11 protein-coding genes and 1 pseudogene are annotated in these 14,009 nt (G+C 65.0%); 3 read left to right on the plus strand and 9 right to left on the minus strand.

The features are described 5' to 3' along the window. Positions 1-127: 127 nt before the first annotated feature. On the minus strand, positions 128-2,869 hold the full coding sequence (locus G7Y85_RS04180) for a TonB-dependent receptor (RefSeq protein ID WP_166252261.1): 2,742 nt from the start codon (positions 2,867-2,869) through the stop codon (positions 128-130). A gap of 507 nt (positions 2,870-3,376) precedes the next feature. After that, on the minus strand, positions 3,377-4,009 hold the full coding sequence (locus G7Y85_RS04185; RefSeq protein WP_166252264.1) for a TetR/AcrR family transcriptional regulator: 633 nt from the start codon (positions 4,007-4,009) through the stop codon (positions 3,377-3,379). Positions 4,010-4,212: 203 nt separating this feature from the next. Here G7Y85_RS04185 and G7Y85_RS04190 point away from each other — a divergent pair, with 203 nt between their 5' ends. Further along, positions 4,213-5,367 (plus strand): sulfotransferase family protein, encoded by a 1,155-nt coding sequence (locus G7Y85_RS04190; RefSeq protein WP_166252268.1) that lies wholly within the window; start codon positions 4,213-4,215, stop codon positions 5,365-5,367. Between the two features lie 99 nt (positions 5,368-5,466). Beyond that, positions 5,467-5,928 carry a VOC family protein gene (locus tag G7Y85_RS04195; protein WP_166252271.1) on the plus strand — a complete coding sequence of 154 codons (462 nt, stop codon included), beginning with the start codon at positions 5,467-5,469 and terminating at the stop codon, positions 5,926-5,928. A 19-nt stretch (positions 5,929-5,947) separates the two neighbouring features. Here G7Y85_RS04195 and G7Y85_RS04200 read toward each other — a convergent pair whose 3' ends face one another. From G7Y85_RS04200 to G7Y85_RS04230, 7 genes and pseudogenes are all read right to left on the minus strand, one after another. Continuing rightward, complete coding sequence (locus G7Y85_RS04200; protein WP_166252275.1) at positions 5,948-6,376, minus strand: acyl-CoA thioesterase; 429 nt, start codon at positions 6,374-6,376, stop codon at positions 5,948-5,950. Positions 6,377-6,439: 63 nt separating this feature from the next. After that, on the minus strand, positions 6,440-7,117 hold the full coding sequence (locus G7Y85_RS04205; RefSeq protein ID WP_166252278.1) for an START domain-containing protein: 678 nt from the start codon (positions 7,115-7,117) through the stop codon (positions 6,440-6,442). A gap of 7 nt (positions 7,118-7,124) precedes the next feature. Then, positions 7,125-7,445 carry a 2Fe-2S iron-sulfur cluster-binding protein gene (locus G7Y85_RS04210; protein WP_166252281.1) on the minus strand — a complete coding sequence of 107 codons (321 nt, stop codon included), beginning with the start codon at positions 7,443-7,445 and terminating at the stop codon, positions 7,125-7,127. Positions 7,446-7,589: 144 nt separating this feature from the next. After that, positions 7,590-7,916, minus strand: a complete 327-nt coding sequence (locus G7Y85_RS04215) for a 2Fe-2S iron-sulfur cluster-binding protein (RefSeq protein WP_166252284.1) — start codon at positions 7,914-7,916, stop codon at positions 7,590-7,592. A gap of 382 nt (positions 7,917-8,298) precedes the next feature. Further along, positions 8,299-9,492 (minus strand): annotated as a pseudogene (locus tag G7Y85_RS04220) (cytochrome P450); the annotation flags it as partial. 131 nt (positions 9,493-9,623) lie between these two features. Beyond that, positions 9,624-11,618, minus strand: coding sequence for a pyrroloquinoline quinone-dependent dehydrogenase (locus G7Y85_RS04225; protein WP_166252290.1), 1,995 nt, complete (start codon positions 11,616-11,618; stop codon positions 9,624-9,626). Between the two features lie 395 nt (positions 11,619-12,013). Further along, positions 12,014-12,541, minus strand: a complete 528-nt coding sequence (locus tag G7Y85_RS04230; RefSeq protein WP_166252293.1) for a hypothetical protein — start codon at positions 12,539-12,541, stop codon at positions 12,014-12,016. Between the two features lie 270 nt (positions 12,542-12,811). Here G7Y85_RS04230 and G7Y85_RS04235 point away from each other — a divergent pair, with 270 nt between their 5' ends. Next, a complete protein-coding gene (locus G7Y85_RS04235; protein WP_166252296.1) occupies positions 12,812-13,711 on the plus strand; it encodes a helix-turn-helix transcriptional regulator in 900 nt (299 codons plus the stop codon). The last annotated feature ends 298 nt before the right edge of the window (positions 13,712-14,009 follow it).

Consider the following 14,009-nt stretch of genomic DNA (forward strand, 5'->3'; position numbering starts at 1 on the left):
GGGCAATGGCCCTCAAGCCGCAGCAGTATCGACAAGCGGACGCAATGACGAGCGCCAGACACCGCAGGCCAAAAAAAACCCGCTCCCCGATGACGCGGGGAGCGGGTTGGTCAGGTTGCAGGCGCTATCAGATGCCGAAGCTGTAACGCAGGCGTGCGCCGTACATGCGCGGCAGGCCGACCTGACGCGAGTCGAAGCCGAGCGTGTAGTACGTGCCGGAACCGTAGGTGATGTACTTCTCGTCGAGCACGTTGGTGCCGAACAGCGACAGATCGAACGAGCTGTTGAACATCGAATACCAGTTGACGTTGACGTTCAGCAGGTCGAACGGATCGAGCACCGCATCCGGGCTGGAGCCCGACGCCGACGAGCGACGCTTGCCGGTGTACACGTAGGTGGCGCCGAGATCGATGGAACCGATTTCCGGCGGCAGCGGCAGCGTGTAGGTCAGCGAGGTCACCACCGTGTGGTCGGGCGCGAACGGCAGCGTGTCGCCCTGCACCGCGATCGGCGTTGCCGTGCCCGGGATCGCGCCGGCCGCGGTGACTTCCGCCGTACGATCCTCGGCCTTGATCAGCTTGGTGTTGAGGTACGAGTACGAGACCGCCCAGGTCAGGCCGCGCGCCAGCTGCATGAACGACTCCACCTCGACACCGGCGATCCGCGACTTGCCGGCGTTGGCGATCGTCGTGGTGGTCTGCGCCGTCGGCGAGACGTAGCCGAACTGCAGCTGCTGGTTCGTCAGATCGTTGTAGAACGCCGCGACGTTGAAGCGGCCCGGGATGAAACCGCGGTAGGTCGTCTTCAGGCCGATTTCGTAGCTGTTGACGTGCTCGGGCTCGAAGGTATCGATGCCCGGGTCGGCCGCCAGGATCACGTTGCCCTGGCGATAGCCGCGCACGTACTTGGCATAGCCCATCACGTCCTTGACCGGCTTGTACGAGAACTCGACCTGCCCGGTCGGTGCCTGGCTGCTGGTCTTCGGCGTCGTGATCTGCTCCTTCGGCGCCAGCGGCACGCTCAGCAGGTAGGTATAGCGATCCTTGATGCCGTAGCCTTCGGTGCTGTCCCAGGTGTAGCGGGCGCCGATCGTCGTGCTGAACTTGTCGGTGAAGTTGTACGTGCCCTGTGCATAGACGGCGCGGTTCAGGTACGTGGTCTTGAAGTGCTGTGTCAGCACGCCGCCGAGCACGCCGCCAAGCGGGTCGTAACAGTTGTAACCCGACGGGGGGCCTTCGATGCTGGCCAGGTTGCAGGAGATCAGGGCGATCGAGTTGTTGCCCGAGAAACCGTCCGGCAGGCTCTTCTCGAAGTAGGCGCCGGTGGTCCATTCGAAGGCGTCGTTGAACGAGGTGCCCTGCAGCTGCAGTTCCTCGACGAAGGTTTCCTGGCTGGTGACCGGCTCATCCGGCGCCGGTGCCGAGACGCCGATCTTGAACTCGCGGTCCGGATTCGGATCGACCGGAATGCCGGCCACCGTGTAGCTGAACGTGGTGCCGAAGATGTCGTTGCCGGCCTCGGTGCGCAGATGCGCATACGAGAAGATGTTCTTCAGGTGTGCGTTGTCCGAGAAGTCCCAGGTCGTGGTGTTGATCGCGCGCCATTCCTTGAGATTGCTCTCCGGGGTGGCGATCGTGCTCGCGAGGTCGTAGAAGCCGTCCTTGCCGGCGGCGGCCTGTGCGGCGAGCTGGCGGCGGCACGGGGCGGCCGAGAACACGTAGAACGGATTGCCGGCCGGGCTCGGATTGCACTGATACAGCTGCGACGGCGTGCCGTTGGTGTTCGAGTCCGCGTACGTGAAGATCGTGTAGTTCTCGAGACTGTCCGCGATGTTCCACAGCGCGCTGATGCGGCCGGAGACATAGTCGACGTCACCGAACTTGTCGGCACCGATGCCGGTGAAATTCTTCAGATGGCCGTCGCGCTTGTTGTAGTCGACACCGAAGCGCAGCTTGAAGTTGTCGGTCAGCGGCGTGTTCAGCACGCCCTGGATGCGGCGCATCATGAAATCGCCGCCCGAGGCTTCGAGATAGCCCTCGTAGACATCGGTCGGCTTCTTCGGCACCAGCAGGACCGCACCACCCGTGGTGTTGCGACCGAACAGGGTGCCCTGCGGACCCTTGAGGACCTGCACGTTCGCGAGATCGAACAGCTCGCCGGGGCCGGCGCCGTCGCCGGAGGTCTGCGAGCTTTGACCGCGCGGGGCGACCACGTCGGCGAAGTAGACACCGACGGAAGCCGTCGTGCGCAGATCCTGCGTGAAGCCGCGGATCGCGAAGGACGCGCTGTCCGGACCGAAGCGCTGGTTGGTCTGCAGCGACGGCGTGTAGGTGGCCAGGTCGGCAGAGTTGGTGATGTTCGCATTGGCGAGCTGCTGCTGATCGAGCACGGTCACCGAGACCGGCACGTCCTGCGCGCTCTGTTCGCGTCGCTGCGCGGTGACGATGACCTCGGCGATACCCGGCTGCTTGTCCTCCGCAGCCTTCGGTACCGGTGCCGGCGCACTTTGCGGCAGCGCGATCACGTCCAGCGGTGCAGCGGTGCCGGCGGCTGGCGCGGCCGGCGCTGCCGTCGTGGCATCGGTCGTCGCGGCACCGGCGTCCGCCGCGGCGTCGGTCGTTGTACCGGCCGTGGCTGCGTCGTCGGTGCTGGCGGCACCGCCACCGGCCGTGCCGTCCGGGGCAGCGGCGGTGTCGGTCGTGCCGCCATCGGCCGGCGCGAAACTCGACGCGTCCGACATGTCCGTCATGTCGGTGGCCTCCGGTGCGGTGCTGGTCTGCGCCGTATCAGGCGCCTGCGCAACAGCGCCGGCGGTATAGGCGATGTTGGCGGCAGCCGTCATCGTTGCGGCGATTACGATTCTCTTCATGTTTTTCCCTCTCTCCCGAAATTCCTGGTTGCCCGGCTGCGTCGCCGTGCATGTGTCCGGCTTTCTTGTCTACCGCTCGAGTCAGCTGTTCATCACCGGATCGCGCCCGCATCGGCAGGCTGCCCGACGACCGGGTACCGGTTGGTTTCCATCTTCGTGTCTGCCGTGGTGCCGGCGTTGTGTCCTGCTCCCGAGATCCGGCGCCCGGAGACGCCGATCCGGGCCGCGAGCAGGTATGAATCAACAGTGCTGTGTACAAGCCCGGCCGTCGTGTCCGCGCTGGCGCCGCGTGCACGCGACTCCGTCGACGTCGATTGCGATGGTCGCCTGGACAGGACTGGCAAGCTGCTCTCCTCTGCTGCCGTCGGTGGCTCGTGCCCCGCCGGATTATCGAACCGTTATCAGGTGCGTTATGCTAACTATAATGGACACATCTGTCTATTAGTGCGCATGCAAACACCACTGATTGCGCGTTCGGGCAATACGGTGGCTCGCCGGGCAAATCCTTCAGGCCCGCTTTTTCGGTGTCTTCGGCTGCGCCGGTGCCCGCGCCCTGGGGGCGATGATGCCTTCGCGCAGGATGCGCGCGTATTCGTCCGTGAAGCGACGCGCGAGGCTGTCGACATCACTGTTGTGTTGATAGCTGAGCATGATCAGCGATGCGATCGAGCCGAGCAGGATGAACGGCAGCATCTCGAGGTCGATGTCCGGACGTGCGTTGCCGCTCGCCGTGAACTGCTCGAGCGACGCTATCAGCAGCTTGTACAGCGGCTGATCCGGCGTCAGTTCCTTGCCGGCCATCGCGTCGATCAGCATCAGCCGCGAGGCCTCGCGGTTGTTGAGGACAAGCCGAGCCGAGCGATAGACGCGATCTTCGGTCGAGTCCGGATCGCGCTCGCCTTCAAGTGACTCGATCAGGCGATCGGACAGCCAGGCCCTGGCTTCGCGCAGCAGATGGTCGCGATCCTCGAAATGCTGGTAGGCGACGCCGCGGCTGACATTGGCGATGCGTGCCGCTTCCTTCAGGGACAGCGCGTCCGCGCCTTTTTCGGCGACCAGGTCGACCGTCGCCTGCAGCAGTCTGGCGCGGGTCTGCGTGGGGTTGCGGATGCGCGTTTTCTGGTCCGTTTTCTTGTTCATCGGCCGACAGTCGGAATGGCTTGTGGTGCGGAGCATCGCCGAGTGCCCGTCATCCGTCCATGCGGAGCGGCATGGCGGCCCGACTGCGACATTGTGTCCGCTGATCGCATGCGAATCACGTTGCATGCCTTTCGCCTGCGGTCGAAGATCATTTGCCCGGATGGCCGCCGGTGGCCGAAACGGATCATCGAGAGGGAACGGACATGGCGCAGACACTGCTTGCCGAGCAACTGATAGAGCAGGCCCGCAAGGCAACGGGGTTGGAGCGCTTCGACAGCGAGAGCTTCCGCGAGGGGCTGGACGTCTTTCTCAGGGACGTCAACGCCTGTCAGTACACCGAGTCCGGCATGCAGCGGCTGATCGGCAGCGTGGTCGGGGCCTTGTCGACGCGCCTGAAGGTCAACGCCTACCTGGAGCAGCGTCCGGAACTGCTGCAGCGTCCGGTCGAGCGGCCGGTGTTCGTGTTCGGGGTGCCACGCACCGGCACCACCTTGCTGAGCAATCTGCTGGCCGCCGATCCGCATCGGCGCTCGCCGCTGACCTGGGAGATCGACGATCCGGTGCCGCCGCCGACCCGCGCGATGCTGTATCGCGATCCGCGCGCCCTTGCACGGCTTGAACAGGAAAAGGCGATGCTGGCGGCGCGTCCGGAGATGGGCAAGTACTACCGCAATTCGGCGATCTATCCGAACGAGTGCATGTTCTTCATCCACGCCGATTTCAAGGCCTTGATGTGGGAATCTCGCGGCGTGCTGCCGAACTACCGCGACTGGCTGTTCGGGCAGGCCGACCTGCGCTCCACCTACGAATACCACCGGCGCTTCCTGCAGTTGCTGCAGGCCGACGCACCCGGCGTCTGGAACCTCAAGCAGCCGTCGCACGCGCTGTGGATCGAGACGCTGCTGAAGGTCTACCCGGACGCGCGCCTGGTGTGGACGCATCGCGATCCGCTGACCGCGACCGGCTCGTTCTGCAGCCTGCTGTCGCTGTCGCATCAGGCCTTCATGGGACGTGTCGACGCGAAATGGCTGGGCGATAACTGCGCGTGGCAGGCCGTCGAGCATGCCAACCGGATCATGGATTTCCGCGACAGGTTCGGCGAGGAGCGTGTCATCGACGTGCATTACGGCGAGTTGATGCGCAATCCGATCGAGACCACGCGCGCGCTGTACCAGTCGCTCGGCGACGACTACAGCGCGGAAGCCGAGGCGAGCATGACGAGCTGGCTCGCCGACAATCCGCAGGACAAGTTCGGTCGCCACGAATACAAGCTTGCGCAATACGGCCTGACGGTCGATCAGGTGCGTGGCATGTTCGAGCGCTATTCGTCGCGCTACGACGTCGAGGCGGAAGCCTAGGGCTACGATCGCAACGAGTGCCCGTGCCCGGGTCGCGCCGCGACGGCGCCGAGGGGCGAGAGATCGAATACCTGTCAGCGCTTTGCCGGGAGTATCAGTGTGCTGCTCGAAAACCACTATCAGAATGCCTACGTCACGCCCGACATCGAGCAGGCGCTGACGATCTTCCGTCGTCGCTACGGCGTTGCCGACGCGAAATACTTCCAGGCCGAAACCGAAGTCTGGACACCGTACGGCAGCGGTATCGCCGTGAACCGGATCGCGTTCATCTGGATCGGCGATCTGCAGTACGAACTGATCGAGCCGGTGTCCGGCCCGGTCGATCTGTATCGCGACGCGCTGCCGGTGCGGGGGCTGCGCTTCCATCACGTCTGCATGCGCAGCTTCGACTGGGATGCGACGCTTGCCGAAGTCGAGCGACAAGGGCTGCCTGTCGTCTACCGCGGCGGCACGGCCAGCGGCCTGAAATTCATCTACGCCGACGCGCGCGACACGCTCGGCCACTATCTGGAATTCACGTCGGTTCCGGACGCCGTCTGGACCGCGATGGGCGGCCGTTGAAGCCGCGGTTCGCATACGTTCAGTCGGCCTTGATGCGCATCGCGTCGAGGCGCTGGCGCCAGCTGTCCGGCAGTGGCACTGCGCCGCGTTCGTCGCGCGTGACCTGCACGATCTCCGCATAGACAGCCAGCCGCTCGCCCTGCCAGGCCAGTTGGCCGAGACGCAGCGAGCTGCGGCCGATCTCCAGTACCCCGACGCCGACGTCGACAGGCGCCGGATGCAGCAGATCGTCGGCATATTCGATCAGCGTCGAGGCCACCACCAGCTGCGCGTGCGCGAGCTTGAACAACTCGCAATGGTGGATGAAGCGGTTGCGGCCTTCCTGCAGGATCGCCGCGGCGGCCACGTTGTTGACGTGGCCGATGACGTCCAGATCGGAAAAACGGGTTGCGATCTGGCAGCGGAAGGGGAGGCCCTCGCGCGTCAGTCGTGTTCGGTCAATCCTCATGCCGGCTTGTTCCCGAAGCGGAGCGGGGCTGGACCGCGGTCGATGCGGTCGTCACGGCGCTCGCTACCGGCCGGCGGAAGCGGACGACGGCGGCGTCGCGAGAAACGCCGGTTTTGCGCCGGCGTACGGTGCCTGTGCGGCGAGCTTGCGGAGATTGCCGAGCGTGTTGAACGGCGAGCTGACCGACATCGCGTTGATCAGCGTGGACGGGATGCCGCCGGGGTCCGACAGCAGCTGGATCTGCACGTCGGTCCGGCCGTCGCCTGTCGGCGTCAGTCGCCATTCCTGCCGCGATTTGACGATGCGCACGTAGTCCTTGTGCGTCTCGGCATCCGGCACGGCGGTGTCGACGAAGGTGACGCCGTGAGTGGCCGGGTCCAGCTTGATCTCGCGCTGATTGACGATGTCGCGGTCACTGACCGGCCACGGCATCTTCATCGCCGCGTAGATGCGGTAACGGGTCGCACTCGTGCGTTGCACGACTTCAGCGTGCGCGACGACATCGTTGAGCCTGGGGATCGCCGATGCGTCGTCGATCACGGCCGCCACGGCCGACAGCGGTGCATCGATTTGCACCGTGCCGCGCATCTCGTGAATTTTCCAGCCCGGCACTGCGCGCGACTCGATGCGAATGCCGTCGGCATCCTTTTCCAGTTTCCAGCCATCGTCGGCGAACACCGACGGCGCCAGGCCGCCCAGCAACAGGGCGAGCGGCAGCAGGAGCAGGGCGCGGCGGCGCATGGTTCGCTCAGATCTGGCTGGCCGGCAGACGCACGACGATGCCGTCGAGCGCATCGTTCATCACGATCTGGCAGGTCAGGCGGCTGGTCGGTTCGGTATTCAGAGCGCCGTCCAGCATCATTTCCTCTTCCTCGGACTTCGGGCCGAGCTTGTCGATCCACGCCGGATCGACATAACCATGACAGGTCGCACATGAACAGACGCCGCCGCAGTCGCCGAGGATGCTCGGCACCATGTTGTCGGTCGCGATCTGCATGAGGTTCTGGCCCGACGCGCCGTCGACCAGATGTTCCTTGCCGTCATGGGCGATGAAAAGAATCTTCGGCATCTTCAGGTACTCGAAATCCGTTGCGATATGAAATGGGGAATGGGCTTGCAGCTGTGACGGTGACGCTTCTCCGGCGTGGCGGCCGAAGGGCGGGGCAGTCTATCGGAACTGCCCCGCACATTGTCGCAATGTCCGGGCCGTTTCTCAGAGCACCTGGCTGTGCGGCAGACGCAGCACCAGACCGTCGAATTCCTCCGTGACCTTGAGCTGGCAGCCAAGCCGGCTGTTGGCCTCGGTATGCAGCGTGCCTTCGAGCATGACCTCTTCGTTCTCGGCGATCGGCGGCAGCCTTTGCTGCCACGCCGGATCGGCGACGTAGCAGTGGCAGGTGCCACAGGAGCATTCGCCGCCGCAGTCGCCGAGAATGCCGGGAACACTGTGGTCGAGCGCGGTCTGCATGATGCTCTTGCCGACCGTGGCGTCGACCACGTGTTCCTTGCCGTTGTGCTCGATGAAGACGATCTTCGGCATGGTCAGGCCCTGACTACGCCTTGGTCGCCGTGAACGGATACGAGCCCATGAAGCCGGCCTTGGCCTTGCCGGTGATGACGTTGCCGTTGATCTCGCCCTTGAACTCGACCTTCAGCTTCATCGGCTTGGTGATCCTGTTGACCCAGTAGATCTGCTTGCCGTCGTAGCTGAAGTCCTGGATCTGCGAGGTCGAGCCGTCGCCGGTCTGTTCGCCGGTGAAGCTGTCGCCGCTCCTGGCCAGCGTCAGTACCGCCGGCTGCGGGCCGGTCGGGCCCTTGACCACCACGTTCCACTTGCCTTCCAGCGGCACCGGGCCTGAAGCCACTTCCGGCTCCGGTGCGGCGGCACGCTTCGGTGCGACGGCGCCCTTGGGCTTGGAGCCGACCCAGACCGGCAGCGAATCCCAGCCGCGCACGGTCGAGGTCGACGACAGCACCGCGTTTTCGTAATCGACTTCCCATTCCGGGAAGCGCTTCAGCAGTTCTTCCATCACCACGCGGCCTTCGAGACGCGCCAGCGGCGCGCCGATGCAGACGTGAATGCCGTTGCCGAAGGTCATGTGCGGACGCTGTTCGCGGTTGATGTCGAAGCTGTCGCCGTTGGCGAAGCGGCGCTCGTCGCGATTGGCAGCCGACACCATCAGCATCAGGGCGCTGCCTTTCGGAATCTTCCTGCCGTAGTACTCGATGTCATTGGTGACATACCGCGCCATGAACGGACCGGGCGGTTCGAAGCGCAGCAGCTCTTCGATCGCCTGCGGAATCAGGCCCGGGTTCTGCGCGATCTGGCGACGCTGGTCCGGATGTTCGGCGAGCGTCTTGCCCATCCAGCCGATCAGGCGGTTGGTCGTCTCGTTGCCGGCACCGGCGACGACGTTGACGATCGCGCTGATCTCGTCACGCGTCAGCTTGCGCGTCGTCCCCGACGGGTCCTTGAAATCCGCGGTCAGCAGCTCCGTCATCATGTCGTCCGACGGATTCTTCTCGCGCCACTTGATGTATTCCTCGAAATTGCCGAGCGCTTCGGCCTGCAGATCCTGCTGCTTGGCGAAGTCGATCGGCTTGCCGGCTTCCGTGCGCATGCGCGCGTCGACCGATTCGCGAATCGCGGTCTGATCTTCCTCGGGAATGCCGAGCAGCATGCTGATCGCACGCATCGGCACTTCCGCGCCGAGGTTGCCGATCATGTCGAAGTAATCCTTGCCGACCAGCGGATCGAGGCTGCGCGCGCACAGCTTGCGGATCTCCTGCTCGATGCCGAGCATGCGCTTGGGCGTGATGATGCGCTGCATCAGGCTGCGGTACGCCGAGTGGATCGGCGGATCCTGATGGATGAACACCGCGTCCGGCATCCGCGACTTGGCCTTGATGAATTCAAGGATGTCGCCGTAATGCGAGCTCATGTTCTCCTTGTCGCGCAAACCGTGCTCGACATCGGCATAGCGGGTCAGCGCGTAGAAGTCGTATTCCTCGTTGTAGTACAGCGGCGCTTCGTCACGCAGGCGCTTGTAGGTCGGATACGGATTGGGGACGAGGTCGGCGTTGTACGGATCCCACTGGACGGTCGAGCTGGACATGATCTGGCCTCTTGGGAGTTTGGTGAGTGCGCTTCGGAAAGGGGGTGGCGTCGCGATCGTCGCGCGACGCCACCGCAGAATGGGTCAAACGTTAATGTACACGCGTGTCAATTAGCGTACAAGCCGGCCCTTCACTTCTTGAGGCGGTAGGCGACGACCGAGTCGCCCATCGTCGAGCCGTACATGCTGTGGCCGCCGGCGGTGATGACGACGTATTGCGTGCCGTCGACCTCGTATGTGACCGGAATCGCCATGCCGGCGGCCGGCAGATCGGATTTCCACAACACCTTGCCGGTCTTCAGATCGAAGGCGCGCAGGCTGTCGTCCAGGGTGTAGCCGATGAACACCAGGCCACCGGCCGTGACCAGCGGGCCGCCGGCACCCGGCGTGCCGAGATTGGTGTCGAAGTGCGCCCAGGCCGGCGGCTGGAACGGCATGAGCTTGTCGATGCTGCCGAGCGGCACTTCCCAGACGATCTTCTTCTTGACGATGTCGACCGCGGTCAGCGCCGCCCACGGCGGCGCCGAGCAGGGCGAGCCGAGCGGCGACAGCAGCGGCTGGATTTTCGGAATCCACTGCGAGCCGGCCACGTCGAAGGTCATCGCGCCGCCCATTTCGACCTTCTGCGATTTCGCCAGATCGGCCTGGTCGCGTGGCACCAGCGTGACGATCGTCGGCACGCGGTTCGACGGCACGATCATGATGTGGCTCTGCGGGTCGTAGGCGCCGCCGCCCCAGTTCGGGCCGCCGCCGACCGACGGCGAGAAGATCGTGCCTTTCTCGCTTGGCGGCGAGAAGATCGTGCCGTAGTTGTACTGCTCGATCTTGCGCTTGCACAGCCAGCGGTCGATCGGCGTGAAGCCCCAGGCGTCGTCCGGCGAGAAGTGCTGCGGCGCCAGCGTCGGCATGCCGACCGGGAACGGCTGTGTCGGCGACAGCTTCTCGCCCGGCACCGCGCCAGTCTGCGGCACCGCCCGTTCGACGACCGGCACCAGCGGCTTGCCGGTCGCACGATCGAGCACGAAGATCAGGCCGGTCTTGTTGTTCTGCACCAGCGCCGGCACCGTCGTGCCATCCGCCTGCGGGTAGTCGACAAGCAGCGGCTCCGACGGCGTGTCGTAATCGAACACGTTGTGATGGACGAACTGGAAATGCCAGGCCACTTCGCCCGTCTTGCCCTTGAGCGCGACGATCGACGAGGTGTAGTTGTTGTTGCCGCCGCGGCCGCCGCCGAAGAAATCGCTGGACGGGCTGGTCGTCGGCAGGTAGACCAGGTCCAGCGCCGGATCGACCGACATGTTGGCCCAGACATTGCCGCCGCCGTAGCCGTCGCCGCTGCCCTTGGTCCAGCTCTTCGATGCCGGATCGGCCGGATCGTGCGGCACCGGATCGAACTGCCAGAGCGCCTTGCCGTTGCGCGCGTCATAGGCCAGCACGCGGCCGCTCGGGGCATCGACGCGCTGGTTGTCGCCGATCGCCGAGCCGACGACGACGACATCGCCGACGATCGCCGGCTTCGAGGTCGCCACGACTTCACCCGCGAACAGCGGCTTCTCGCTTGGCGGCATCGCAACGATGCCGTGATCACCGAAGCCGTCGCAGAGCTTGCCGGTCTTCGCGTCGACGGCAAGCAGCCGGTAGTCGAGCGTGCCGAGGAAGATGCGCGACTTGCAGACCGCGCCATCGGCCGCCGCGCTGTCGACCCAGTGCGAGATGCCGCGGCACTTCTGGTAGCGGTCCACGTTCGATTTCGGGTCGAAGGTCCAGCGTGCCTTGCCGGTCTGCGGGTCGAGTGCGATCAGGCGCCGCGACACCGTGCAGACGACGAGATTGCCGTCGATCATGCTGGGCTGGTCCTCGAAGGCCACCAGTGCATTCTTCAGGCCCTTGGGCGGCGTCTCGCCGGTGTGGTACTGCCAGGCCACTTCCAGGTTGGCGACGTTGGCCGTGTTGATCTGCGCCAGCGTCGAGTACTTGGTACCCGACTGGTGCTCGTCGAGCTGGACTGCAGGTGCCGCCGCACCGGTCGCCGCCGCCGCGCCGGCGGTCGTCGCGAACAGGGTCAGACAGAGCAGCGCGGTGCGGCGGGCGATGCCGGCGAAGTCGAGGCGTGATGGGGTTTTCATGGACGCTTCACGTGGTGAGAAGAAGGAAGTCCTGCGTCGTCCTGAGGCGCGCAGCGCGGGTACCAGCGAGCGAAAACCGGCGGGCCGATATTGCCTCTGAGCATCGCGCCATCTCCTCGTCACTTGTAATTTAGTGTCAGAATCATGACGCCAATTATGGCGTCCGGCAAGCCGGGCCTGCTGCCCGCCCTGTCGCGTCTATGCGGGATAACGTCCCTGCAGCTTTTAATGTACACGCGTGTACATTATGGCGCAAGGCCTTGTCGTGCCCCGGCTGGGCGTTCAGGGAGCCGCTTTTGCGGCCCGCGCCTGGTGGCCGGCTCGTCGGCGAGCTGGCGACGGCGATCGAGCCTGGGTCCGCGAGCGACCGTGGACCGTCCGCTGCGCCATGCCGATCACGCGCCCGCTGCCACGCGTCGTGCGCTGATCTTTTCGATGGTGCCGAGAATGGTGCCGAAGTAGGCAATGCCGATCAGCAGCGCGATCGTCATGCCGGCGAAATCGCCGTGCATCTGGACGTGCGGAATCGTGATCGTCGCGAGGAAGGTCATGCAGCTGAAATTGATCAGCAGCGAACCGCGGCCGAGGATGTGCAGATAGACCACCGACAGCGCGAGCAGGCCGAACAGGTAGCCGCCGGCGGTGCCGAGCGGACCCCCGACCAGCAACTTCAGCGCCAGGCCGAGTGCAAGCCCGAAGGCACTGCCGAGCGCGCTGTGCGGCAGTTTCGCGAGTTTGCCCTGCTCGAAGCCGGTCCAGCACAGCAGGAACAGGAAGCCGGTATAGAACTCGTGATTGCCGAGCACGCCGCACAGCGCGATGTAGCCGCCGATCAGCGGAATGACGCTGACCGTCATGCCCAGCGCGAGCAGCGGCGTCGGTCCGGCCGGCGGCGTGCTGGCGGTCGCGGATGGATCTGTCATTGCCGGTAATCCTCTTGCGGATGGGTGAAGGCGGCTCGCGCCGACGACCGGCTGCCGGCGCGGCGTCTCGCCACCGGACCTGCGGGCACGGAGCCGGTGGCAGCCAATGCCATGTTTTCTCTAGTTTCAACAGTGGAAAAGCCGGCCACAATGCACAACAGTGTCGAATTGTGGACGTAGAACGGGAAACAAGACATTCCCGAACCGGCCCCATGCGGTAATATCGAGAAATGCCGGCCTCGAGACCGGCGCTGCAGAGGAGAAATGGCGATGGGACGTGCGTTTGCCGAAATGAGCATAGACGCCGAGATTCGCGTGCCGCTCGCGACGGCGCAGCTCGTCCGCTTCGATGTCTTCGGGCCTGCCGCCGGCGTTCTGCCGGAAGGCGAGGACTACCGCATCGACCTGTCGCTGACGCCGCGGCCGAGCAATGCGCGCGGCTGCTACCACACGCACTGGAATCCGCATCGTTTCGAGCGGCTCGGCAAGGTCTACGTGCTGCCACCGCACGAAACCATGCAGGCACGCAGTGACGGTGCGTCGTCGCAGACTTCCATCCTCTGTCACGTCAAGCCGGATGCGATGCCGGAAGAACTGCTGTGGAACGATCGCCGGCTCGAAGCGAGCCTCGACGTGCGCGACAGCAATGTCCGCGCACTGTTGCTCCGGCTGGCGCACGAGACGCGTCATCCGGGCTTCGCGAGCAAGGTGCTGGTCGAACTCCTCGTCGCACAGCTGGGCATCGAACTCGCGCGCTATTGCGAGCGTATCAACGATGTACCACCCAACAGTGGCGGCCTGTCGACCTGGCGCCTGCGGCTGATCGACGAGCGCCTGCGCGAAGTTCGCGACGCACCGACGCTGACCGAGCTGGCGGAGCTGTGCAAACTGTCCGTGCGCCAGCTCACGCGCGGCTTTCGTGCCAGTCGCGGCTGCTCGATCGGCAGCTATGTCGCCAGCTCGCGGATCGATCACGCCAAGCACATGCTGCTGCGCGACGAAAGCGTCAAGGCGGTGTCGTACTCGCTCGGCTTCTCCTCGCCGTCGAGCTTCTGTTACGCGTTCCGTCGTGCGACCGGCGTGACCCCGCGCGAATTCCGGCAGCGGATCCCGACCCAGCAGGGGCTTGCGGGCGGCAGTTCGCTCGGCGGTATCCGACTCGACTCCTAGTCCGAACCACTTGGTTCGCACCGTGATCGGATTCCGTTCGTCCCGAGTGTTTCGGCGTGAGCCGAAACGTATCGAGGGACCGCTGCGCGTCGTCAGTGCGCCAGCCCCTCGATACACCGCGCGCTCCGCGCGCGGCACTCGGGGCGAACGGGGTCTTCGGTGCCATTCATCCGGTTCAGCGGACTAGGCGGCCCGTCGCGCTGCGCCGTGCCGCGCGTACGCGTCGGCCCACGGCAAGGCTGTCTGCCGACATTGCGGCCCGCGATCGCCATCGAATTCGATTGCCCATCGTGTTCGC

Origin of the sequence: Solimonas terrae (genome assembly GCF_011067135.1) — a bacterium.
GTDB lineage: Bacteria > Pseudomonadota > Gammaproteobacteria > Nevskiales > Nevskiaceae > Solimonas > Solimonas terrae.

What these genes read in the sequence shown, in the direction of transcription:
- G7Y85_RS04180 (WP_166252261.1), bottom strand. Translation starts at nt 2,869, where the DNA reads ATGAAGAGAATCGTAATCGCCGCAACGATGACGGCTGCCGCCAACATC.
- G7Y85_RS04205 (WP_166252278.1), bottom strand. Translation starts at nt 7,117, where the DNA reads ATGCGCCGCCGCGCCCTGCTCCTGCTGCCGCTCGCCCTGTTGCTGGGC.
- G7Y85_RS04230 (WP_166252293.1), bottom strand. Translation starts at nt 12,541, where the DNA reads ATGACAGATCCATCCGCGACCGCCAGCACGCCGCCGGCCGGACCGACG.
- G7Y85_RS04210 (WP_166252281.1), bottom strand. Translation starts at nt 7,445, where the DNA reads ATGCCGAAGATTCTTTTCATCGCCCATGACGGCAAGGAACATCTGGTC.
- G7Y85_RS04235 (WP_166252296.1), top strand. Translation starts at nt 12,812, where the DNA reads ATGGGACGTGCGTTTGCCGAAATGAGCATAGACGCCGAGATTCGCGTG.
- G7Y85_RS04185 (WP_166252264.1), bottom strand. Translation starts at nt 4,009, where the DNA reads ATGAACAAGAAAACGGACCAGAAAACGCGCATCCGCAACCCCACGCAG.
- G7Y85_RS04190 (WP_166252268.1), top strand. Translation starts at nt 4,213, where the DNA reads ATGGCGCAGACACTGCTTGCCGAGCAACTGATAGAGCAGGCCCGCAAG.
- G7Y85_RS04215 (WP_166252284.1), bottom strand. Translation starts at nt 7,916, where the DNA reads ATGCCGAAGATCGTCTTCATCGAGCACAACGGCAAGGAACACGTGGTC.
- G7Y85_RS04200 (WP_166252275.1), bottom strand. Translation starts at nt 6,376, where the DNA reads ATGAGGATTGACCGAACACGACTGACGCGCGAGGGCCTCCCCTTCCGC.
- G7Y85_RS04225 (WP_166252290.1), bottom strand. Translation starts at nt 11,618, where the DNA reads ATGAAAACCCCATCACGCCTCGACTTCGCCGGCATCGCCCGCCGCACC.